The sequence below is a fragment of the Streptomyces sp. NPDC058335 genome, from assembly GCF_042723915.1.
Classification (GTDB): domain Bacteria; phylum Actinomycetota; class Actinomycetes; order Streptomycetales; family Streptomycetaceae; genus Streptomyces.
On the sequence record NZ_JBHXHX010000030.1, the window covers coordinates 48,548 to 68,400 of the forward strand.

The following is a 19,853-nucleotide window of genomic DNA, read 5'->3' on the forward strand; positions in this document are numbered from 1 at the left end:
CGTGCCTCCTGTGATCGGTGTGGATACGGGGAATCTGTTGCAGGGACGTACGGGTCCCGGGGAGAGGGACTTTGGACGCCGTAAGTCCACGGACGGAAACACGCGGGGGTTGTGATGGGTGCCGCGCGAGGCCGGGGGAGACAGAGAAGAAAACTGAGTGAGTTCCGAGTCAGATGCCGAGCATGCGGTTGAGCTCGTCCAGGGACTTCACCGTCACGTAGTCGTAGCCGGGGGTCACCGGGTCGTAGCCACGGTCCAGGAGGACCAGGTTGCGGAAGCCCATGTCGTGCATCGGCATCAGGTCGTAGCGGGTGTGCGAGGAGACGTGCACGAAGTCCTCGGGGGACGCGCCGAGCTGGTCGAGCATGTACTCGAACGCGGCGTACCGCGGCTTGTAGTAGCCGGCCTGTTCCGCGGTGTGGACCGCGTGGAAGTCCGCGCCGAGCCGGGGCACGCTCTCCTCGAGGAAGGAGTCGTCGGCGTTGGAGAGGATCACCAGCTTGTAGTGCTCGCCCATCTTCTTCAGCGGCTCCGGCACGTCGGCGTGAGGGCCCCAGCTGCGGACGCCCTCGGCGAACCGCTTTCCCGCGTCCGGGGCCGCCTTCACGCCCCACCGGTTACAGACCCGCTCGAAGGAATCCTGCAGCACCTGCTCGTAGGAGTAGTACGCGCCGCGGACCTGGTCGTAGCGGTAACCGCGGAACTCCCGTACGAACTTGTCCCACTGCTCAGCGGGGATCTGGTCGCCGACGAGCTCACGCGTGATGGGGGTGATCGGGTATTCGATCAATGTGCCGTAGCAGTCGAACGAGACGTACTTCGGCCGGAACGAGGGGTCGCTCATGAAGGTGCTCCAATTTTCTGCTTCGGGAAACCGGATATTCCAGTTCGGGATCTTTGGGGCATGCCTACGAAAGACGGCCCGGAGTTGCGCGATGACGCCGTCCAGGGTCACGGCCAAAGCGCGCTTGATATTGATCCAGTCGAGTCGCCGGGGATCAGGCGGCGCCGGCTCCGGCCGGTGCGAGGAAGTCGACGGGATGATCCGTGGTGCCGTCGAGCGCCAAATCGGCGGCGATCTCTCCCATGGCGGGCGAGAGTTTGAAGCCACTGCCGGAGAATCCGGCCAGGACGACGATGTCGTCCTCTCCGGGGAGATGACCGACCACCGGGTTGCCGGAGTCGGTGTAGCCCTCCATGTAGACCGACAGCCTGATGGGGTCGGGGTTCAGATCGGGCATCAGTTCACTGATGAGCCGGCGGAAGGTGTCGAGTTCCGCCGGGCGGACCGTACGGTCGAGCCGGTCGGGGTCGGGAACCGGCAGATAGCGTGCGAAGGAGAGGCCGAGCTTGACGGAGATGCCGTCAGGCGACGGAAGTCCGTAGCAGTCGTGGGGTGTGCTGCGTACGAAGGCGGGGGCACCGCCCGCGAACCAGTCGTGGCGGGTGGGGAGGTGCCAGGAGCTGATCAGTCGTCGGATGTCGACCGGCCGCGGAAGGCCCGGGAGGAGGGTGTTGATCCAGGGGCCCACGGTCACCACAGCCGTGTCCACATGGTCGGTGCCGTGGTCGGTGACGATGTCCACGCCGCCGCTCACGGCGGGTGTGATGCCGCGGACCGTGGTGTAGCGGTGCAGACGGGCGCCCAGTTGTTCGGCGCGCCCGGCGGCGGCCTGGACGGATGCCTCGGGCCGGATGATGCTTCCCATCCGGTCGAGGACGGCGGTGTGTCCCTCCGGGAGACGGTGCTGCGGATAGCGCCGGGCGAGTTGCTCGCGGTCCAGCACCTCGTGATCCAGCCGGTGGGTGGCGCTGGTGGAGAGCAGGAGGCGCATGGACGGTGACGTGGTTTCTCCCATCACGAGGCACCCGCTGCGGCGCCGCAGTGAACAGCCCGTCTCCCGCTGCAGCCGCTCCCACAGCCGGTCAGCGAGCGCCAGCAGCGGGATGTACCCGGGCTCACCGAGGTGGGCCGCGCGGAAGATGCGGGACTCCCCGCCGGCGGCGCCGCGGTCGTGCCCTGGAGCGTACTGGTCGTAACCGATGACCTCGGCGCCGCGGGCGGCCAGGCGCCACATCGCCTGACTTCCCATGCTTCCGACGCCGATCACGGCGACCCGCTTCCGGGTACTCATGGGGCGCTCCTTTCGCCGAGGAATGCCGGACGACGGTCGTGTGAACGAGCACCGTCGGCCGAGCCGATTTTGGTTGCTGGTGGGATGGCGTTCACTCTGGCCGCGGCTGACATCGCAGGTCAATCCACACTCTGTTCCACGATGACGTCTCTTCGAGACGGTCTGTCACAGCGGAGCAGCCGGCTCCGGGGGTGAGCAGGGCACCTCTTGTCAGGGTGACGGCCAGGTGCAAGGGTGTGCCTCACCCCTTGCATGAAAGCGTCACTGATGCTGATGAAACGTCCCACAACTGGGCGATTCCTGACTATTCGGGAAGTCCTGGAGCTCCCCGTCCTCGTCGAAGGGCTGCCTCGCGTCCTTGCCGGAGAGTCACGGCTGGACCGCGCGGTGCGCTGGGTGCATGTCACCGAACTGCTCAATCCCGCCGACTTCCTCGAAGGCGGCGAACTGGTGCTGACGACCGGCATGCCGTATCCCGAGGACGCCTCGAAGCTGCGTGACTACGTCGACCAGCTCGCCGACGTCGGCGCGGCCGGCCTGATCGTGGAGCTCGGCTACCGCTACCGCAAGGTGCCCGACGAACTGGTCGCGGCCTGCCGCGCACGTGAGGTGCCGCTGGTCGAGCTCGCCCGCGGCGTCCGGTTCATCGACGTCACCCAGACGGTGCAAACCCTCATCCTCGACGCCCAGGGGGCGCTGTTGCGCCGCGGCAGGGACATCCAGGACACCTTCACCGCCCTGACCCTGCGTGGCGCGGCTCCCGAGGAAGTGGTGCACACCACCGCGGAGCTCACCGGAACTCCTGTGGTGCTCGAGGACCTCAACCACCGGGTCCTGATGTGTGAGCTGCTCGGTCGGCCGTACGAGCCGGTGGTGTCGGCCTGGTCCCGGCGCTCCCGGGCCGCGCCCACCCTCGAGAAGATCGCGCCGAGCGGCCCGGAGGGCTGGCTCATAGCCCCGGTGCAGGATCACCACGGACCGTGGGGGCGGCTGATCCTGCTGGACAGCCGGCTCAGCCCGGAGCCCGACCCGGAACACGTCCTGGTGCTGGAACACGCGGCGGTCGCCCTGACCATGGCACGCCTGGCCGGACCGGCCTGGTGGGAGCGCCGGGCACACCGCTCCGTACTGCGGGACCTGTGCGAGCGGCGCTTCCGCTCTCCCGCGGACGCCCGCGCCCGCGCCGAGGCACTGGGCCTGCCGGCCTTCGGACACCGGCTCTTCCCCGTGCTGATCCGCCACACCAGACCCGAGGGCGAGGGCGAGCATCTCGACGAGCGGATCGCGAAGGAACTGGAGCGGACCGGCGTACGCGCGCTGGTCGGCGAGACGGCCCCGGGCCGGATCGGTGTACTCCTCGCGCTGGCGCAGGCCAGCGCCTGGCAACCGGTCGCCGAGCGGATCGGCCGGCTCGCACGCGAGGAGCTCGGCCCGGACGCCATCGTCGCGGTCGGCCCCGGGGTGACCGACCTCTCCGGGATCGCCCGGTCGTGGCAGGAGGCCGAGCAGACGGCTCAGGCCATCACGTCGGCATCCCCGGACCGGTGGTTCCACGTCCCGTCCGACATCGGGCTGCCGGAACTACTGAGCGTGCTGCGGGACGACACTCGCCTCCAGCGGTACGCGGAACGGCAACTGACCCGCCTCATCGAGCACGACGACCGCAACGGCGGCGACCTGCTGCCCGCACTGCGTGTCTATCTGGCGTCAGCCGGAAACAAGTCGGTCGCGGCGAAGCGGGCCGGGATGTCCCGCCAGGCGTTCTACCAGCGCCTCCACACCATCGAGCGACTCCTGGGGTGCGACTTCGAATCGGGCCTGCAACTCACGTCCCTGCACGTCGCGGTACTCGTCCTGGACTCGCGGGAAGAAGCGGCTCGCGGTACGTGACGATCGCTGCCGGCCGGCCCTGAACCGGCTGCGCATGTCCGGTCCTTCGGTTGCTGCGAACTCCCTCGCACTTGTCAGAAATGCGGCGCAGTTCCTGACAACTCGTCCGTTGAAGACCAGCGGTGGTGCGTACAGGATGACGCGTCGACACCCGCAAAGCCGAATGGATCCAGGAGTTCACTCATGGCCAGGTTCGTCCACATCCCCGCATCCAGGATCACCGGAGGTCTTGAGGCGATCGGCCGGCGCCCGGGCGCGGACTCCGGTGACCCACAACTGGGTCTTCTCCGATTCGACACCGATGAGACGGTACGGGCGGGTGTCTGGGAGTGCCGGCCCGGCGGGTGGCCGGTCGAGAAGCGCGAGGACACCGAGACCTGCTACATCATGAGCGGCCGCGCGATCATCACAGACGCCGCCACGGGCGAGAGCTTCGAGATCTCCGCCGGAGACGTCATCGTCCAGCCCAAGGGTTGGTCCGGCCGCTGGGACGTCAAGGAGACGATCCGCAAGGTGTACAGCATCGGCATGTGAACGGCCGGCTTCGGGCGGGCTGCAAACTCGAGCTCGGGCGCGCCGCGCTTTTGCGGAAGCGCAGTCGGCCGCATCACCGCACCGGCGGCGGGGGAGTGGTCCGTTCGAAGGCTCATCCGGCGGCTGCTCTCGCCGGCTCCACTCCTGCGGGCCTTTTCGACTTTCGCTCAGCTGCGCCGCGACCGGCCGACGACCCGCCCTTGGGCCGCCGCGGCTTCGACCCGCGCGACGACGCCCGCCTGCACGCCCGGCTGTGGCAGCACCTGCGCACCCGAGCCACCTTCACCGCACCCGCCCGCGCCCTCGACCCCACCCCAATGACCTGCACCCTGGACGCCGCCGCCCTGGACCAACTGCCCGGGCGGCAGGTTCTTGGTGCCGCCGAATGGCAGCGTCGCCGCCTGACCCGGGGCACCATCCACGTCCGGGGCAGGGAGATCTCACGGACGCCGCCGTCATCAACTTCCGTGACGACCTCTCCCTTGTGCGGGCCTGAGTCACCGAACTCCTGGACCACGCCAGTCCGATGCACGACACGGTTCTGCTCGCCGCCTTCCGGTTCCTGACCGTTGGCCGTTTCCCCCGCTCCATCGAACGCCTGACCGCCTACGCCGAGGCACTGAGCCCTTTCCAACCTCACGCTGACGCGTGGTGAAGGACGAGGACGGCCTGGACGATCGCTGTGATGCGGTTGGTGCTGCAGCGGAGCTTCCGCAGGAGGCGCCAGCCCTTGAGGGTGGCCATGGCCTGCTCGCCGAGGCAGCGGATCTTGGCGTGGGTGGTGTTGTGGCGGCGCTTCCACCGCTTGAGGCGTCGGCCCCGAAACGGTACGCGGACGGGGCCGCCGGCGCCTTGATACGCCTTGTCCGCCCAGCATCTGAGTCCTGCTTCGGTGAGGGCTTCGATGATCCCGTGCTGTCGCGCGGCAGTCAGGTCGTGAGTCGAGCCGGGCAGCGCTGGCGAGGCCCAGAGCAGCCGTCCGAACGGATCGACCCCGCGCCCGAACCACCCTGGAACGCTGGCACCAAGTCCATGACCTGCTCAATCAGGGCGTGGGCCTGCTCGAATGCGCCCGCCGTCTGCAACTGGCCCTGAACACCGTCAAACGCTACGCACGAGCCGACCGGCCCGAGCGGATGCTCCGCGTCCCCAAATACCGCGCCAGCCTCGTCAACCCCTACCGCGAGCACCTGCGCAAACGCCGAGCCGAGGACCCCGCCGTCCCCGTCCAGCACCTCTTCGAAGAGATCAAGGCCCTCGGCTACGAGGGCTGCCTTAGCGCCCAGGGTGGTCAGGATGACGACGGGCAGGTCCGGGAGCCTCTCGTCTTCCTCACGTGCGACCAGGACACTCAGCGTCGTTCCCTGCGTACCGCCGGAGCTTTCGTACAGCTCCACCTGGTCACGCACAAACTGCGCCTTGCTCGGCTCGTACTCGCCTTTGAGGGGCGTGTTGACTCTCTCCGTGCTGTCGAAAAGGCAACCGGCAGCCGCGTCCCCTGTCCCGACAGGGGTGCGGGGCGTGGTGCTCAGGTGTGAGCGTCGTCGTAGGCCAGGCGGCCGCCCAGCTCGCGGGATGCCTCGGCCTGGGCAAGGAGCTCCTTCGCCTTGGCCTCGGCAGCCTCGATGGCGTCCGCACCGGCGACGAACCGCAGCAGCGGCTTGTCCTGGCCGACGATGGTCAGCAGGGCGCGGGCGGGCTTGGCCGGGTCGCCGGGCTGCTGGCCGTTCATGCTCTTCATGCCCTCGATCCGCGGGGCGGTGCGCGGGGCGTAGTCGTCGATGGACAGCTCGGGCCAGATGGTGGAGCCCTCCACGAGGAGTTCGGTGCGGAAGTAGCCGGGCTCCACGATCGTGGTGTTGATGTTGTACGGCTCGACGTCGTGACGCAGGGACTCCATCCAGCCCTCTTCCGCGAACTTGGAGGCCGCGTAGGCGGAGGTGAACTCCATGCCGACCAGCCCGGCGGTGGAGGTAATGGTGATGATGTGGCCTGCACGCTGCTTGCGCAGGATGGGCAGGACAGCGCGGGTGACGTTCATCGGGCCGAAGAGGTTGGTCTCGAACTGCCGGCGCATCTGCGCGGGCGAGATCTCCTCGAACTAGCCGGTGAAGAGCTTCCCGGCGTTGTTGATCAGGACGTCGATGCGGCCGAACCGGTCGACGGCTGCCTGCGCGGCGGCCTCGGCCTCCTCCAGGCTGGTGACGTCGAGCCTGGTGACCAGCAGATTGTCCTGCGGCCCGCCGAGGCTTTTCTCGACCTCTTCGGGGCGGCGGCCGGTGGCGACGACCTGGTGGCCGGCGGTGAGGGCCTCGCGGGCGATGTCCGTGCCCAGACCGCGTCCGGCACCGGTGACGAGAATGACCTTGCTCATGGGGGGCCTTTCCGGCGCCGAGATCCGGCACCCGCTGTCTGCGGGGGGTGATCCGTGCAGCACGGAGAGCGCCGCAGAGAAGGCTGGGACCGGCGGCACGAGCGCCGTCTGTCTGAACGGTTCACACCGCCGTGGGCGGTGCACCACCAACAAAACCGGCTGTCACGCGGGGGCGGGAGTCCCTGATGAGGGGGTCACTGACAGGGACCCCCAACCCGGCGGATGCGCTCGTAGAGTGAAGCGCATGGCAGGAAGAAACGACCCCAACGGCACAAACCGCAATATCCGCGATGATTTCCGCGCGGAGATCCGGGAATTCCTCGGCACGCGACGCGCCAAGGTCACCCCCGAGCAGGCCGGCCTGCCCCTGTACGGCGGAGAGCCGACGGGTCACCGGGCTGCGCCGCGAGGAGGTCGCCCTCCTCGCGGGCATCTCCAGCGAGTACTACACCCGGCTGGAGCGCGGCAACGCCACCGGCGTCTCCGAGAGCGTCATCGAAGGCATCGCGCAAGCACTTCAGCTCGACGAGGCCGAACGCGTCCACCTCTCGACCTCCTGCGCGGCGCCGGCACGACCCGCCCGCCGCGCCGCCGCCCGGCCCAGCAGCGCGTACGGCCCGCGGTGCAGCGTGTCCTCGACTCGATGGCCGGCACACCCGCGTTCATCCTCAGCGGCCGCGGCGACATCCTGGCCGCCAACCACCTCGGGCGCGCCCTGTTCTCCCCCGTCTACGCCGACCCGGTACGGCCGCCGAACAACGCCCGGTTCGTCTTTCTCAGCCCGTACGCGACCGAGTTCTTCCGCCACTGGGAGGAAGTCGCCAACGACACGGTCGCTGACGGACCTGATCGGGGAGCTGTCCACCCGCAGCGAGGAATTCCGCCACCGCTGGGCTGCCCACAACGTCCGCATGCACACCACCGGCGTGAAACTCCTCCACCACCCGGTCGTCGGCGACCTCGACCTGCCCTTCGAAACCTTCCCGCTCCCCGACGGCCCCAGCCAGTTCCTCCTCACCTACACCGCTGAGCCCCACTCACCCTCGCAGGACGCCCTGAACCTGCTGGCCAGCTGGGCCGCGACCAACGACGACATCGAGCGGTCCGCGCCGGCCAACGACTCTCAGCCCGCCGACTAGGGCGAGACACCCGACTGACCGACGAGCCACGCGAGTCGCTCTGCGGCCCGAGACCGCTGGGGTGACGTTGCACTCCAGCTCGCGGCACTGCGGACAAACGGACAACTGCCAACCCCCGCCATAATTTCGGCTCCGCGACCCAACCGGGCGGGAGGTCGGGGCTGGGCGTCGGGGTGGCGTCGGCTGAGGCGGGTCCATTTCACGTGCCATGCCTTCCACCGCGGACGTGCCGTCGCCCCCCAGCCTGAGGTCCCGCGATGGCCCTTTGGGTGAGGCGGTACCACGGGCATTCTCCGCGGGGTGCGGGGCGGGGGCGGCGCTCATAGTCTGGTTGTAGGGTCTCGCCGCCCATGGCCAGCGGCGGTGCCGTGACCTGGTAGTTGTCGTCGTGTCTCACAGCTTGGCCAGCCGTCCAGTCTCACGATCGTGTCCGAATCTTCGGGGCGGCTGGCTTGCTGGCTCGTCAGCTCGCTGGCTAACCACCAGCTGACGGAGTGCAGACGCAAGCGGGGCGCCGTCCGGAGTGGCTGGCGCCCCGCTGCCCTGCCGTCAGGCCGGTTCGGGTGTGGGCGTCTCGGTCCGGCTGCCGCTCAAGACGTCCACGATGCGGAAGTCGTCGCGCTCCAGGGCCTCGACGATCGCCACGGCCATGTCCTCAAGGCCGTCCGTGTCGGCAGGTAGGCCGCCGTGCGCTTTCCGGTAGGCGACCATGGTGTCCACGATCCTGAGCACAACATCGATGTTCTCCGCACTGCTCTGCATCACGCCTCCTGTTCGTCGTCGCTGCAGCCGTTGACCGCGCGGAGCCGCCGGTGAGCCTTGAACGCCTCCCCGGGTTCCGGCCAGTCGTCGGCGCAGATTCCGTAGCGGGGCGGCATCAGACCCCGCTCACTCATATGAGTGAAGGGCCTGGCCTGCCAATCTCAAACTCGTGTCAGATCTGCCATCGCTTGGCCATCGACCGTGAGATTTGGCCACGAAATCTGCGACCCTACAACTGGTGGTGCTGGGGCTACTGCGGAGGTTTGCCATGCCCCGAACGATCTGGTCCGGAGCCATCAGTTTTGGTCTGGTGACTTCTCTGAATTAACGCGAGGATCTTCTCGCGGCTGACAGTAACGAGCACCGAGCGGATCGTGGCCCTGGTCTCCGTCGCCGACCAGGACGACGCCACGCCCAACCAGCAGTCACCTGTGTGTGCGTGAGGCGTGAGGACGGTCATAGGAAGCGGATCTCAGCCTTCGGCGTAGCGAGTTCGTGTCGGACATTCAGCAAGACCGCCTTCGTCGTCATCACCGCGAAGTCCGCCGGGCGCAGGGTCTTCGGCCTCGCCACCGCAGGCGCCCGTCTCGCTTGACTGCTTGGGCGTCAGTCCGGCAGCCAGTGCAGCTCGTGCGCCAGGGTTTTGGCGACGGCACGGATGCGGCGGTGCAGTGGTGACTGCTCGCGTGGCAGGACCAGGTGGATCGTCAGGCTGGGCGCGCCTCGCAGTGGTCGCCAGGTGAGACCGGCCGGTTGTACCGTGGCCGCGGCTTCTCCGGCAGGGGCGAGGGTGACCCCGTCGCGCAGGTCGCGCTGGGACATGTCGAAAGAGACTGCGGGCGTGTGGAATCGGGGGTGTGGTCGGGTGTCTCGGAACAGTGCGGACAGCTGATCGTGGATCACGGGGTTGGCCGCACGGTCCGGGAGTCGCAGCGGATACGCGGCCGCGTCGGCGATCTCGATCTCCGGGTGTTCGGCCAGCGGATGGTGCTGCGCCAGCTGGACCCCGATGCGCGCACGCCGCAGCAGGAACCGGCGCACGCCACGGCCCGGCTGTTCACCGCGGGTGATCCCGGCATCGATGCGGCCGTCGGCGACCGCGGGGGAGATCTCCGGTGTCGCCATCGGGACCGCGCCGACCTCGAGTCCGCTGTTGCCGCGAATCAGCCTCTCTACCAGGGCCGGTGCCGTCTCGGCCCCGGCGCTGAGGCTGTATCCGATGCGCAGCGTGCCCAGTTCACCGGCCGCCGCGCTACGGGCGGTGTCCCATGCTCGGTCCAGCGCCGCCAGCGCGGGCGGCGCGGACTCCGCCAAAGCCGCGCCGGCCGTGGTCAATACGACGCTACGCGTGTTGCGGACCAGCAGGGCCGTGCCGAGTTCCGCCTCCAATCGGCGCATCCGGGCGCTGAGTGCGGGCTGTGCGATACCGATCCGGGCGGCCGCGCGGGTGAAGTTCAACTCCTGGGCCAGCACCAGGAAGTACCGCAGGCTCACCGTATCCGGCGCCACGTGCCCTCCCTGCCGATTGATAACGATCCGTTCTGAGCCTATCCCGTACCGGTCTTTCCCTCGACCGCATATCAAGCCCTAACCTGCGCGTATGACGATTCCACTGACCGCAGTACCCGTCACCGGGATCGATCGATCTGAGTGTCAATTCGAAGTCGGACGTGTCCGGCCCCACACAGGAGGTTTCCATGGCCAAGGGCTACTGGGTCAGTGTCTACCCCGCCATTTCCGACCCTGAGAGGCTGACTGCCTACGACAAGCTGGCCGGTCCGGCTGTCCAGGCTGGGGGCGGGCGCGTCCTGTCCCGGATCCCGTCCCATGGCGGTCGAGTCGTCGCCCACGAGGCCGGAATCACGCAACGCGTCGTTCTGATCGAGTTCGACAGCTTCGAACAGGCCGTCGCTGCATACGAGAGCGAGGCATACCAGAAGGCGCTGGTGGCCCTCCCCGACAGCGTCGAGCGCGACTTCCGCATCATCGAAGGCATCGACTGACCGGCGGGCCCAGCCAGCCATGCCCCGCGTCCCAGTTCGTCGTCGACGTCCTCGACGGCCTGATCCCTGTCGGCGGCTCGCGGTCAGGCTGATGCGGAGTCCTTCGATCTCACCCAGCCAGCCTTCCTGTTCCGCCTCAGCAATGCGGTCGACGAGGTTGTCGCGGATCTCGACCAGACGGCCGCGCTGGGCGGGATCAGGGCGAAGAAGGGAACAGCGGACGCAGGCGTGTTCGTGGATGCAGGCGGTGCCGTAGGCACGGGCGCAGGTGCCGACGGAGAGCTTGCGGCGTTCCAAGTGGCCGAGGAAGTCCTCCCACTCGGCGTCGGTGGGGTGCGATATTCCTCTGCCGGCCGCAGGGCGCGGCGGCGGGTGATGAAGGCTCGATGGGCTTCGATGGTCTCTTCTGGGTAGATCGCGTTGTAGCCCATCGTGGTGTTGATGTTGGCGTGGCCGGCGATGACCTGCGCGATGTGAGGCGGGAGGCCGGAGCGGGCCGGCTCGGGTCCACTCCATGTCCTGGCACGCGTCGGCACCCCACCGCGCGCCGCCGGTGACATGTAGGTTGCTTCGTCGGTGCCTCGGGTAAAACCGCATGTCGGATCCACCCAGCGGTGACACCTATCTCGCCTCGGCACATATATGCGGCCGTCCGACAGCGCTCTGGCGGCGGCCCGCACTTTACTCCGCGCCCCCGAATGCGAGGCCCTGATGAGCAGCCTCTGGCCGCCCCGGCACACTGCCCGCCGTCCCGTTCCTCGCGCGGCCGCGCCCCGGGAGCCGGTCGACCCCGCCCGCATCGGACGGCGTGTGGTGCGCCGCCGCGCGAAGGGTATGGACGCGGGCGCCGTCGCGCAGGCCCTCGAGGAGGTCCGGTTCGACGCACGCCAGGACTCCCGCCACGAGCACCTCGCCGACGACGAACGCGGCCGGGCGGAGCTCGCAGAGTGGGAGCGCATCGACCAGCTGCTCGCCGCCGCGGCCCCGAACGCCGTCTACGACCCGGACACCGGCGACGACGTCCAGGCGGAACTCGCAGCCGAAGCCGCGGCCGCCGCCGCCCGGGAAGCCGAGCTGCGCGAAGCCGCCCGGGTCGCGGCCCACGCCGATGAGCTCCAGGCGCTGTGCGAGCTCGGCACGCTGGAGCAGACCGAGCCCCGCGAGGGCGACGAAGCCGCCCGGGACGAACTCACCCGGCGGGCCGGCTCGTACGTACAGAAGGACGTCGACGCCTGGCTCGCCCACGCCCTGGCCGGGCACCGCGGGCACTACGCGGATCCCGCCGCCCGCGCGGCCGCAGATCGGGTCGCTGCTCCAGCAGATCGACAGGGCAGCGGCGATCCGGCTGCCCAAGGCGAGTGAGTGACTCGGCACCTCCGAGGGTGACAGGCGGGGCCGGTTTCCCAACTTCGGGAGACCGGCCCCGCCTCGTATGCCGCAGCGCAGTAATCGCACGGCGTCGTTAGGCGTCGCTTCCGGGCGGCAGTGGCATCGCCTCCCTCCACTGCTCGGGGCGGGTCAGGTGGCAGCCGGCGGGGCACCAGCGGTCGTTGATCAGCTCTTGCTGAGGAAAGGACGACTGGGCGCTGAGGACCAGGTACACCAACTCCGTGGTGGGCGTGCAGCAAAGAGCGCAGGCAATTCCATCTCGTGTGATCTCCCAGCGCGGGAGAGTGCACACACCGGCGGATTACTGTCTCGCGCTGACCGGAGCGCCCGCCTGGCGGGCGCTCCGGTAAAGACTTGGTGATGGCCTCCCGCCTGGCGGGAAGGACCCCGGATGGGCTTCTTCGCACGTCAATACCGGAGTTCCCTAGGCCGGTGATCAGCCAAACGAAGATCCGTCCGGAAGACGGGCGCTATCTCTTCCGCGGCGTGATGGTCAGCGACGGTCACCGTCCTGCGGGCACGTCGCTGCGCGCCGCCCAGGACGGGCGGTGATCGGGGTGAGGCAGAAGACGCGGATATCCCGGCCGGCGCGGGCGGCGTAGGTGTCGTAGAAGGGGATGGCCAGCAGGATGCGGTTGCGCTGCTGTTCCCTTTCGTGGACGGTGAGTTGGCGTGCTGTGACCTGCCAGGAACGTCCTCGTGTGGTGACCGTGGCGTGGGGGCGGTGCAGGAGGTTGGTGCTCCAGGCCGGGTGGTGGGATCGGCCGAAGTTGCTGCCGACCACCAGCCAGGTTCCGTCCGCCGCCCGATGCGTGGCCAGGGGGGTGGCGCGTGGGGTTCCGCTGCGGTGACCGGTGGTGCCCAGCACGATCGTGTCCAGGACGAGTCTGCTCGGCAGCAGCCGGCCCCGGGTCAGGCGGTGAATGAACAGGTCGCAGCGCGGCAGCATGTGTGGGGCGATACGGAGAACGACGCGGCTGGTGGCGAGGCGGACGAAGAGGGGGTGGGTCACGGGGCGTCCTCCGTCTTCGCCAGCGGTAGGCGCTGGTACGGCTCGCTCTGGGCGGGGCGTTGGTCGGGATGGCCGGCGGCGGGCCAGGCGGCGCAGGCTCGTTCGGCCATCGCGGTCACGGTGAGCGCGGGATTGACGCCGAGGTTGCCAGGTACGGCGGAGGCGTCGGTGATGTGCAGGGTCGGGTAGTCATGGATGCGGTGATAGAGGTCGGCGACGCTGTTGGCGGGGTCACTGCCGATCGGGCAGCCGCCCAGCAGATGGGCGGTGACCGGCAGGCCCAGGGCGGTGCTCCACAGCAGCGCGGCCCGGCCGCCGATGTGCTGGGCGTAGTGGCGTGCCACCGTCTCGGCGGTGGCCAGTCGTACGGGTTCGGGCTGTGGGCTTCCCGGGTGGAGGGTCAGCCTTCCGCGTCGGTAGCGGCTGGTCAGGTGGGAGTCGCCCTGCTCCATGGCGAAGAGTATGGCGGTACGGCGGCCGAAGTCCCGCCAGGGGAGGCCGGCCGGTCGCGCGAGCAGTGCGGCCGGATGGGAGCCCGGCCCGAGTCGGCACAGCTGGACCAGGAGGTCAGGGATTGGTCGCAGCGCGGAGCTGATCGCGACGCCGGGCCCGACGTCGAAGCCTTCCGCGGACACGGCGGCGAACACTTCGCGGTTGGTGCGTGTGCGTGTGCCCAGTGCGGGTGACAGCTTTGGCAAGTAGGGCCGGGAGCGGTGCAGGAGTTCCGCGGTGCCCCAGGCCCCGGCCGCGAGAACGACCTGATGCGCCGCCAGTACTGCGCGGCGCCGCGCGATACCGGTGCCGTGGCGCGTGTGCACACGCCAGGTGCCGTCCGGTTGCGGTACCAGTGTCCGGACCTCGGTCAGGGGCCGGATGTCGGCACCGGCCTGTTCGGCGAGGTGCAGGTAGTTGTGGTCCAGGGAGTTCTTCGCGCCGACGCGGCACCCGAGGGTGCACCGGCCGCACTCCGAGCAGCCGGCGCGGGCCGGGCCCCGGCCGTCGAAGAAGGGGTCCGGCACTGCTCGGCCGGGTGGGCCGAAGTGGATGCCGACCCGGGTGGCATGGACGCCGCCGGGCACCCCGAGAGCGTCCGCCGCCTGACGCAGGGCGTCATCCCCTGCCGTCTGCCGGGGGACGGCTGTGGTGCCCAGTATCCGTTCCGCCAACGCGTAGTGGGGGGCGAGTTCGCCTTCCCAGTCCAGGGCCGGATCCCAGCAGGCGGCACGGAATACGGTCGCGTCGGGCCGGTAGTGCACCCCCGCGTACACAAGGGACCCGCCGCCGACTCCGATACCCGACAGCACGGTCAGCCGACGCCGTACCCGCAGGTGAGCGATGCCGCGCCAGCCGAGCCAGGGCGCCCACAGCAGGCGGTGCGCCTGCCACGGGGAGGCGGCGAAGTCCTTGGGCCGCCATCGCCGCCCGGCCTCGACGACCGTGACGCGGTAGCCCTTCTCCGCCAGCCGCAGCGCCGCGACGCTTCCGCCGAACCCGGAGCCCACGACGAGCACGTCGTGCGAACCCACCCCCACCACCCCTCCCGTTACGATCGGTATGTTAACGGTCACAGCATGTGTGCATCATCCGAATTCAGAGAGGGCTCGTGGCTGTTCCCGTGCCTCCCACCGCCGTCCCGACCGCTCCTGGAGCACTGCCCCTGCTCGGGCACGGTCTGAAGCTCCTGTGTGACCCGCTCGGCTTCATGACGTCACTCAACGAACTGGGCCCCTTGGTGCGGATGCGGGGCCCTGCCTTCACACCCGACGTCTATCTGGTCAACTCGCCAGAACTCCTTCACCAGGTCCTGGTGACCGACGCCCGCAGCTATTCCCAGGCACGGATCACCGCCGGCATCGGCTCTCAGTTCGGCATCAGCCTGGTGATGGACATGAGCTTCGACGGGTTGACACTCTTCGCATCACACCTGCGGCACCGGCGTGCTGTGCAACCGGCTTTCCACCCCGGCCGGATCGCCGCCCGGACGCCGGCGATCCGGCAGGCCGCGCAAGCGGCCACCGTAGGGTGGGCCCCCGGCACAACCATCCGCGTGGACAAGGAGATGGCCCGCCTCGCCTACAGCATCAACGCCCGCGCCGTGTGCGGCGACACACCGGCCCTCGACCAGGTGGCGGCCCAACTCGCGGCTCTGAGCTCCCAGACAACCCCTGGCATGTACTGGCGCCTCGCCCTCCCAGGACTCGCCCACGTCAGGCACGTGCCGGGCACCGGCAGGTTCCTGCGGGCACTGTCCGGCCTGCGCACCGCCGTCGCGGCCTCCCTTGCCCACCACCGCAGCCAGGCTACGGCCGGCGACGATGTCCTGTCCCAGCTCCTGCGGGCCCGCTACCCCGACACGAACGAGCCAATCGACGACCAGCAGATCATTGCCGACACGCTGTTCCTGCTCTGGGCCGCGACCCACGGCCTGAAAGACGTACTGCCGCACGTTTTCCACGAGTTGGCGCTACATCCCGACGCCGAACAGCGGGTGCACGAGGAGATCAGCTCCGTCCTCCAGGGGCGGCCTGTGCGAGCCGAGGACCTGCCCGCGCTCGACTACACCCGGCGGGTCGTCAAGGAGACGCTGCGCCTGCATCCCGCCCCCTGGATGCTGGGCCGGCGCACCCTCGTCCCCGTACGCCTCGGCACTGCCGAGCTCCCGGCCGGCACGGATCTGGCCTACTGCACCTACGCGGTGCACCGCAATCCCGCCGTCCACCCGGACCCGCTGCGTTTCGACCCCGACCGCTGGCTGCCCGACCGAGCGAAGAGCCTGGCACGCTGCTCCGACATCGCCTTCGGCGCGGGGGTGCGCAAGTGCATCGGCGACGCCCTGACGATGAACCAGATCCTCACCGCCGTGGCCACCATCTCTGCCCGCTGGCAGCTGCGCACCGTACCGGGACACCGCTACCGGCCGCGCGCCCGCATCGTCATCTCCCCCGGCCCGCTTTCCATGACCTGCCATCCCCGCGACTGCCGATCGGACGAGAGCCTCGCCCTCGCTCGCCCCGTGCCACGGGCAGGCACGCGCGGCTCGGAAGGACAGGCACGATGAAGCGTTCCCGGCCTATCGGGGCCAGCTCCTGCACCGCGTCCGCGCGGGCGACATCGGCGCCCAACACCACGTACTCCCGCCCACATTTGGAAGCGGTACGGCGCAACTGCTGTATGCCGATGGCGGTCGGGCACCAGCCGGTAGCCGTCCTGGCGAGACGGTCGGCGACGGCCCGTCCCACGCCGCGGCCGGCTCCGTGACGACGGCGGCGGGGACCGGCAGCTGTGGCGCCTGCTCGTGCCGTGGCCTCGGCAGCCGATGGGGAGAACTGCCCTGGACTGCACCATGCTTGCCTGCGCGCAATCGCCTCCGACGAAGCCGGTGGTTCGACGTCACCCGGGTCGGCGTGCCTGGCACGGCCGTCGGCTGCGGTGTCGTATCAGCCGATGGGGAGTTCAGCGGTACTTCGGCGCCGGATGATCGTTGGGCCGGGCGTGATCGAAAACAACGTCCCCGTAATGACAGGAATCGGGCGGACGAGCCGCCTGCGATTCGCCCTGGCGCTGGCTCCCCTGCTCGTGGGTGCATCGGCCCTGCTGGCCGGGAGCGCCGCTGGGGTCGTCTCTGTGGCATTCGCGGGAGAGGTGCCGGTCACGGTCCATGCCGCGCGGGTGTCCGGGACGGATGTGTCGGCCTCCCCGGGCGCTTCCGGGCTGCTGCCGGTGCTGGTGACGCGGATGGAGCAGGCCACCGTGGAGGACGCCTGCGTGACCTCCACCGCCCACCTACCGGTCGTCGGCGCGATGACGGCCGTTGTGCGTATCGAGCGGGCCTCCGGGTCCGGCCTGACGGTGGAGGCGGGCAAGTCCAAGGCTCGGTCGATGAAGCTCTCCGGCGCGAAGTTCAGCACCCCGCGGGTGTCCCTGGACCGGCCCACGGGCCTGTTCACCGTCGGCGCGCAGAAGGTCAGCGGCAGCACGGTGACCACACAGCCGCATGCCTTCACCGCGGGGACGATCACGGCCCAGGGCGTCACCATCGATCTGCGCCAGGGTGCGGGCGGCTGCGAGCGGAAGGCGGCCCGATGAGTACGGCGATGTCGTCCGGCCGGTGGTCCCGATGGCGGGGGTGGCGCCGGGGTCGGCCGTTCGCGGCGGGGCTGCTGTTGGGGCTCGGGGGGCTGGAGTTGATCTGCGTCTCCTGGGTGGGGCTTGGGTTCCTGCGGTTCACCGGCACCGCGGGGGCCGCCTCGTGGGCTCTGGGGGCCCTGTTCGTCGTCGCCGGTGTGACGACGTGGCGCAACCCGGCGCTGCGCCACTTCTCCGGCATTCTGGCCGCCGTCATGTCCCTGGTCAGTCTGGTCGCCGCCAATCTCGGCGGCCTTCTTCTCGGCTTCCTCCTCGCTGCCGTCGGCAGTGCCCTGGCCCTGGCCTGGGTGCCGCAGCAGGCGCCTTCCACCCGAGAGGACGCGTGACGTGAGTTCTCCCGCCGCGCCCCCCGCCTGGGCATACCGGCGCAGCGGCTTCCATGACCCGGTGCTGCGCCGCGGTTACGAGGCATGCCGCCGCGCCACCCAGGCCACGGGCGAGATCGAGTACGCCGTCTCGCTGCTGCTGCCGCCACCGCTGCGGATCGCCACCTGGGCGCTGTACGGCGCCGTACGGGCCGTGGACGATCTGGCCGACGCGGCCGAGTCCTGCGCCGGGACGAAGGCGGAGCGGTCCGAGCGGCTGGAGGCGTGGATCTCGGCGTTCGACGCCGACTTGCGAGACGGCCGCAGCACCGACCCAGTACGGCATGCCCTGATCCACACCATACTGACCTGGAACCTGCCGCCAGGATTCCTGCACACACTGTTCGAGGAGCTGCGCCAGGACGTCCACGGACGGCAGTTCGCCACCTGGCAGGAGTGGCGACGCTATAACAGCCTGATCAACACCCCGCTCGTGCTGCGAGCGGGCTCACTGCTGCTGCGGGCCGCGGGCCTGTCCGCCGAGCCGGAGACGATCGCCGCGGGCGTCCCGGACGCGGCGCTGGCGTGGCAGACCGCGGTCGACGCCATCTACCTCACTGACGCCCTCGTCGACCTCTCCGACGACCTCGGCCGCGGCCATGTTCCGCTGCCACAGGAAGCCCTGGACGAGGCCGGGGTGCTCCGTGCGGACCTGCTGGCCCGGCGCAGCACCCCGGCATTCGAGGAACTCGTGCGCTGCCTGGCCGACCGGGCCCGTACATGGCTGGACCGCATTCCGCTGCCACCAGTGCTGCACCCGGCGGTCGGCATCGCACTGGGCGCCTACCTCGGTCTCTACCGGCTGCGCCTGAAGGCCGCAGCCGACGGCCCCGCCGCGCTGCTGCACCACCGCCCGGCACTCCCGCGCGGCGCCCGGCTGCGCCTGCTGCTGCCGGCCCGGGCGAAGGCCGCGCTGGCCTGGGGCCTGTTCCCCTTCCCTGTTCAACCCTGCCCGCTGCCACAATCCGCTCCGGCCGACACATCCGAAGGGCTCGGTTGGGCCGAGGAGGTGCGTTCGCTCGCCAGGCAGCGGCGTCCGATCGTCCCTCCGACACCTCACCCGTCCGGGGCACGTCCGCCCCAACTGCCCGCCGGGGCCGTGCCGCGCCACGTCGCGATCGTGATGGACGGCAACGGCCGCTGGGCCACCGCCCGCGGCCTGCCCCGCACCGATGGTCACCGGGCGGGCGCCGAGACACTGATCGACGTCGTCCACGGCGCCCTGGAGATCGGCCTGAATCACCTGACGGTGTACGCGTTCTCCACCGAAAACTGGAAACGCCCCGCCGACGAACTGCAGGCGCTGATGTATGAGATCCCGCAGTTCCTGCGTCGGCTGACGGACGGCGCCGAGACACTGGACGTCCGCGTGCGTTGGGCCGGAGCACGCTCCCGCCTGCCGGCCGACGTCATCGAGACCCTCGTCGAGGCCGAGCGGTCCACCCGCGACCGCACCGGACTGACCCTGACCATGTGCGTCAACTACGGGGGCCGCGCCGAGATCACGGCAGCCGCGACGAAACTCGCACAGGAGGCGGTAGCCGGACGGATCGACCCCGGCTCGGTTTCCGAGCACGCCTTCGCCCGCCACCTGCACGTCCCCGAACTACCCGACGTCGACCTGCTGCTGCGCACCGGCGGCGACCAGCGCACCTCCAACTTCCTTCCCTGGCAAGCCACCTACGCCGAGCTGCTGTTCCTCGGCACCCCCTGGCCCGAGGTGGACCGCCGCGACCTGTGGCACGCGATCGAACAGTACGCCCGCCGCACCCGCCGCTACGGCTCCGTCCCCCGCATCCCTGCCCCCGTCCAGCATGTCCCCCTGAGTGAACAAGACGCACCGGCGAAGTGAGCCACCCGGTGGTCCTGGGAACGGCCGCTCGCAGCGAGTAGAGCTCAAAAGCGCGGCCGCGTCGCGCCGTCACCGCGGCCACAAAGTCCAACGCGGAGTCGAGACGAACAGAGATGGAAGGATGAACCGGCACCTGGTGAAGACACGCCCCGGCATGTTCGCAGACCGCGCGGACGGACGCGATCAGCTTGTTGACCTGTTCCTTCGCCGACGTGAGGGGCTTGGCGCGGGCGGCCTGGTAGCCGGTGATGA

Annotated in this window: 16 protein-coding genes and 3 pseudogenes; 9 read left to right on the forward strand and 10 right to left on the reverse strand. The window is 69.7% G+C overall.

Features of this window, described 5'->3' with window-relative positions; translation table 11 throughout:
- Window positions 1-169: 169 nt before the first annotated feature.
- Together ACFWJX_RS37865 and solA are read right to left on the reverse strand one after the other, a co-directional pair.
- Window positions 170-844: a haloacid dehalogenase type II gene (locus ACFWJX_RS37865; RefSeq protein WP_383251194.1), complete on the reverse strand. Its 675-nt coding sequence runs from the start codon at window positions 842-844 to the stop codon at window positions 170-172.
- A gap of 154 nt (window positions 845-998) precedes the next feature.
- Window positions 999-2,135: an N-methyl-L-tryptophan oxidase gene (gene solA / locus ACFWJX_RS37870; protein ID WP_383251196.1), complete on the reverse strand. Its 1,137-nt coding sequence runs from the start codon at window positions 2,133-2,135 to the stop codon at window positions 999-1,001.
- Window positions 2,136-2,408: 273 nt separating this feature from the next.
- Between solA and ACFWJX_RS37875 the strand changes: the two genes are divergently transcribed.
- Both ACFWJX_RS37875 and ACFWJX_RS37880 read left to right on the forward strand, forming a co-directional pair.
- On the forward strand, window positions 2,409-4,025 hold the full coding sequence (locus ACFWJX_RS37875; RefSeq protein ID WP_383251198.1) for a PucR family transcriptional regulator: 1,617 nt from the start codon (window positions 2,409-2,411) through the stop codon (window positions 4,023-4,025).
- Between the two features lie 183 nt (window positions 4,026-4,208).
- Window positions 4,209-4,559 carry a cupin domain-containing protein gene (locus ACFWJX_RS37880; RefSeq protein WP_383251200.1) on the forward strand — a complete coding sequence of 117 codons (351 nt, stop codon included), beginning with the start codon at window positions 4,209-4,211 and terminating at the stop codon, window positions 4,557-4,559.
- Window positions 4,560-5,195: 636 nt separating this feature from the next.
- Here the strand turns inward: ACFWJX_RS37880 and ACFWJX_RS37885 are convergent.
- The 3 genes and pseudogenes from ACFWJX_RS37885 to ACFWJX_RS37895 form a co-directional block, all read right to left on the reverse strand.
- Window positions 5,196-5,549: pseudogene (locus tag ACFWJX_RS37885) on the reverse strand (transposase family protein); the annotation flags it as partial.
- On the reverse strand, window positions 5,489-5,968 hold the full coding sequence (locus ACFWJX_RS37890) for a hypothetical protein (RefSeq protein WP_383251202.1): 480 nt from the start codon (window positions 5,966-5,968) through the stop codon (window positions 5,489-5,491). The pseudogene ACFWJX_RS37885 and the gene ACFWJX_RS37890, both read right to left, overlap by 61 nt.
- A 119-nt stretch (window positions 5,969-6,087) precedes the next feature.
- Window positions 6,088-6,933, reverse strand: a pseudogene (locus ACFWJX_RS37895) (SDR family oxidoreductase).
- A gap of 244 nt (window positions 6,934-7,177) precedes the next feature.
- Here ACFWJX_RS37895 and ACFWJX_RS37900 point away from each other — a divergent pair.
- Window positions 7,178-8,072 (forward strand): annotated as a pseudogene (locus tag ACFWJX_RS37900) (helix-turn-helix domain-containing protein).
- A gap of 549 nt (window positions 8,073-8,621) precedes the next feature.
- Here ACFWJX_RS37900 and ACFWJX_RS37905 read toward each other — a convergent pair.
- From ACFWJX_RS37905 to ACFWJX_RS37915, 3 genes are all read right to left on the reverse strand, one after another.
- Window positions 8,622-8,834, reverse strand: a complete 213-nt coding sequence (locus ACFWJX_RS37905; RefSeq protein ID WP_277312411.1) for a hypothetical protein — start codon at window positions 8,832-8,834, stop codon at window positions 8,622-8,624.
- Window positions 8,834-8,968, reverse strand: coding sequence for a hypothetical protein (locus ACFWJX_RS37910; protein ID WP_383251204.1), 135 nt, complete (start codon window positions 8,966-8,968; stop codon window positions 8,834-8,836). The genes ACFWJX_RS37905 and ACFWJX_RS37910 overlap by 1 nt, the downstream gene beginning before the upstream one ends.
- Before the next feature lie 472 nt (window positions 8,969-9,440).
- Complete coding sequence (locus ACFWJX_RS37915) at window positions 9,441-10,343, reverse strand: LysR substrate-binding domain-containing protein (RefSeq protein ID WP_383251206.1); 903 nt, start codon at window positions 10,341-10,343, stop codon at window positions 9,441-9,443.
- Window positions 10,344-10,531: 188 nt separating this feature from the next.
- Between ACFWJX_RS37915 and ACFWJX_RS37920 the strand changes: the two genes are divergently transcribed.
- The gene (locus ACFWJX_RS37920) at window positions 10,532-10,837 is read left to right on the forward strand and encodes a DUF1330 domain-containing protein (RefSeq protein WP_383251208.1); all 306 of its coding nucleotides are present in this window, start codon (window positions 10,532-10,534) and stop codon (window positions 10,835-10,837) included.
- 711 nt (window positions 10,838-11,548) lie between these two features.
- Window positions 11,549-12,199 carry a hypothetical protein gene (locus ACFWJX_RS37925; RefSeq protein ID WP_383251210.1) on the forward strand — a complete coding sequence of 217 codons (651 nt, stop codon included), beginning with the start codon at window positions 11,549-11,551 and terminating at the stop codon, window positions 12,197-12,199.
- A gap of 520 nt (window positions 12,200-12,719) precedes the next feature.
- On the opposite strand, the gene ACFWJX_RS37930 is transcribed toward ACFWJX_RS37925, so the two are convergent.
- Together ACFWJX_RS37930 and ACFWJX_RS37935 are read right to left on the reverse strand one after the other, a co-directional pair.
- Window positions 12,720-13,238, reverse strand: a complete 519-nt coding sequence (locus ACFWJX_RS37930) for a nitroreductase/quinone reductase family protein (RefSeq protein WP_383251212.1) — start codon at window positions 13,236-13,238, stop codon at window positions 12,720-12,722.
- Window positions 13,235-14,764 carry an FAD-dependent oxidoreductase gene (locus ACFWJX_RS37935; RefSeq protein ID WP_383251214.1) on the reverse strand — a complete coding sequence of 510 codons (1,530 nt, stop codon included), beginning with the start codon at window positions 14,762-14,764 and terminating at the stop codon, window positions 13,235-13,237. The genes ACFWJX_RS37930 and ACFWJX_RS37935 overlap by 4 nt, the downstream gene beginning before the upstream one ends.
- Before the next feature lie 77 nt (window positions 14,765-14,841).
- On the opposite strand from ACFWJX_RS37935, the gene ACFWJX_RS37940 reads away from it, so the two are divergent.
- From ACFWJX_RS37940 to uppS, 4 genes are all read left to right on the forward strand, one after another.
- A complete protein-coding gene (locus tag ACFWJX_RS37940) occupies window positions 14,842-16,296 on the forward strand; it encodes a cytochrome P450 (protein WP_383251216.1) in 1,455 nt (484 codons plus the stop codon).
- 458 nt (window positions 16,297-16,754) lie between these two features.
- The gene (locus ACFWJX_RS37945) at window positions 16,755-17,324 is read left to right on the forward strand and encodes a DUF6230 family protein (RefSeq protein WP_383251218.1); all 570 of its coding nucleotides are present in this window, start codon (window positions 16,755-16,757) and stop codon (window positions 17,322-17,324) included.
- Window positions 17,321-17,710: a DUF6114 domain-containing protein gene (locus ACFWJX_RS37950; RefSeq protein WP_383251220.1), complete on the forward strand. Its 390-nt coding sequence runs from the start codon at window positions 17,321-17,323 to the stop codon at window positions 17,708-17,710. Before ACFWJX_RS37945 ends, ACFWJX_RS37950 begins: the two co-directional genes overlap by 4 nt.
- 1 nt (window position 17,711) lies before the next feature.
- Window positions 17,712-19,601, forward strand: coding sequence for a polyprenyl diphosphate synthase (uppS, locus tag ACFWJX_RS37955; protein WP_383251222.1), 1,890 nt, complete (start codon window positions 17,712-17,714; stop codon window positions 19,599-19,601).
- The last annotated feature ends 252 nt before the right edge of the window (window positions 19,602-19,853 follow it).

Excerpts from the sequence above, each read along its gene's own strand:
- ACFWJX_RS37865 (WP_383251194.1), bottom strand. The coding sequence starts at position 844 with ATGAGCGACCCCTCGTTCCGGCCGAAGTACGTCTCGTTCGACTGCTAC.
- solA (WP_383251196.1), bottom strand. The coding sequence starts at position 2,135 with ATGAGTACCCGGAAGCGGGTCGCCGTGATCGGCGTCGGAAGCATGGGA.
- ACFWJX_RS37875 (WP_383251198.1), top strand. The coding sequence starts at position 2,409 with ATGAAACGTCCCACAACTGGGCGATTCCTGACTATTCGGGAAGTCCTG.
- ACFWJX_RS37880 (WP_383251200.1), top strand. The coding sequence starts at position 4,209 with ATGGCCAGGTTCGTCCACATCCCCGCATCCAGGATCACCGGAGGTCTT.
- ACFWJX_RS37905 (WP_277312411.1), bottom strand. The coding sequence starts at position 8,834 with ATGCAGAGCAGTGCGGAGAACATCGATGTTGTGCTCAGGATCGTGGAC.
- ACFWJX_RS37910 (WP_383251204.1), bottom strand. The coding sequence starts at position 8,968 with ATGAGTGAGCGGGGTCTGATGCCGCCCCGCTACGGAATCTGCGCCGAC.
- ACFWJX_RS37920 (WP_383251208.1), top strand. The coding sequence starts at position 10,532 with ATGGCCAAGGGCTACTGGGTCAGTGTCTACCCCGCCATTTCCGACCCT.
- ACFWJX_RS37925 (WP_383251210.1), top strand. The coding sequence starts at position 11,549 with ATGAGCAGCCTCTGGCCGCCCCGGCACACTGCCCGCCGTCCCGTTCCT.
- ACFWJX_RS37945 (WP_383251218.1), top strand. The coding sequence starts at position 16,755 with ATGACAGGAATCGGGCGGACGAGCCGCCTGCGATTCGCCCTGGCGCTG.
- ACFWJX_RS37950 (WP_383251220.1), top strand. The coding sequence starts at position 17,321 with ATGAGTACGGCGATGTCGTCCGGCCGGTGGTCCCGATGGCGGGGGTGG.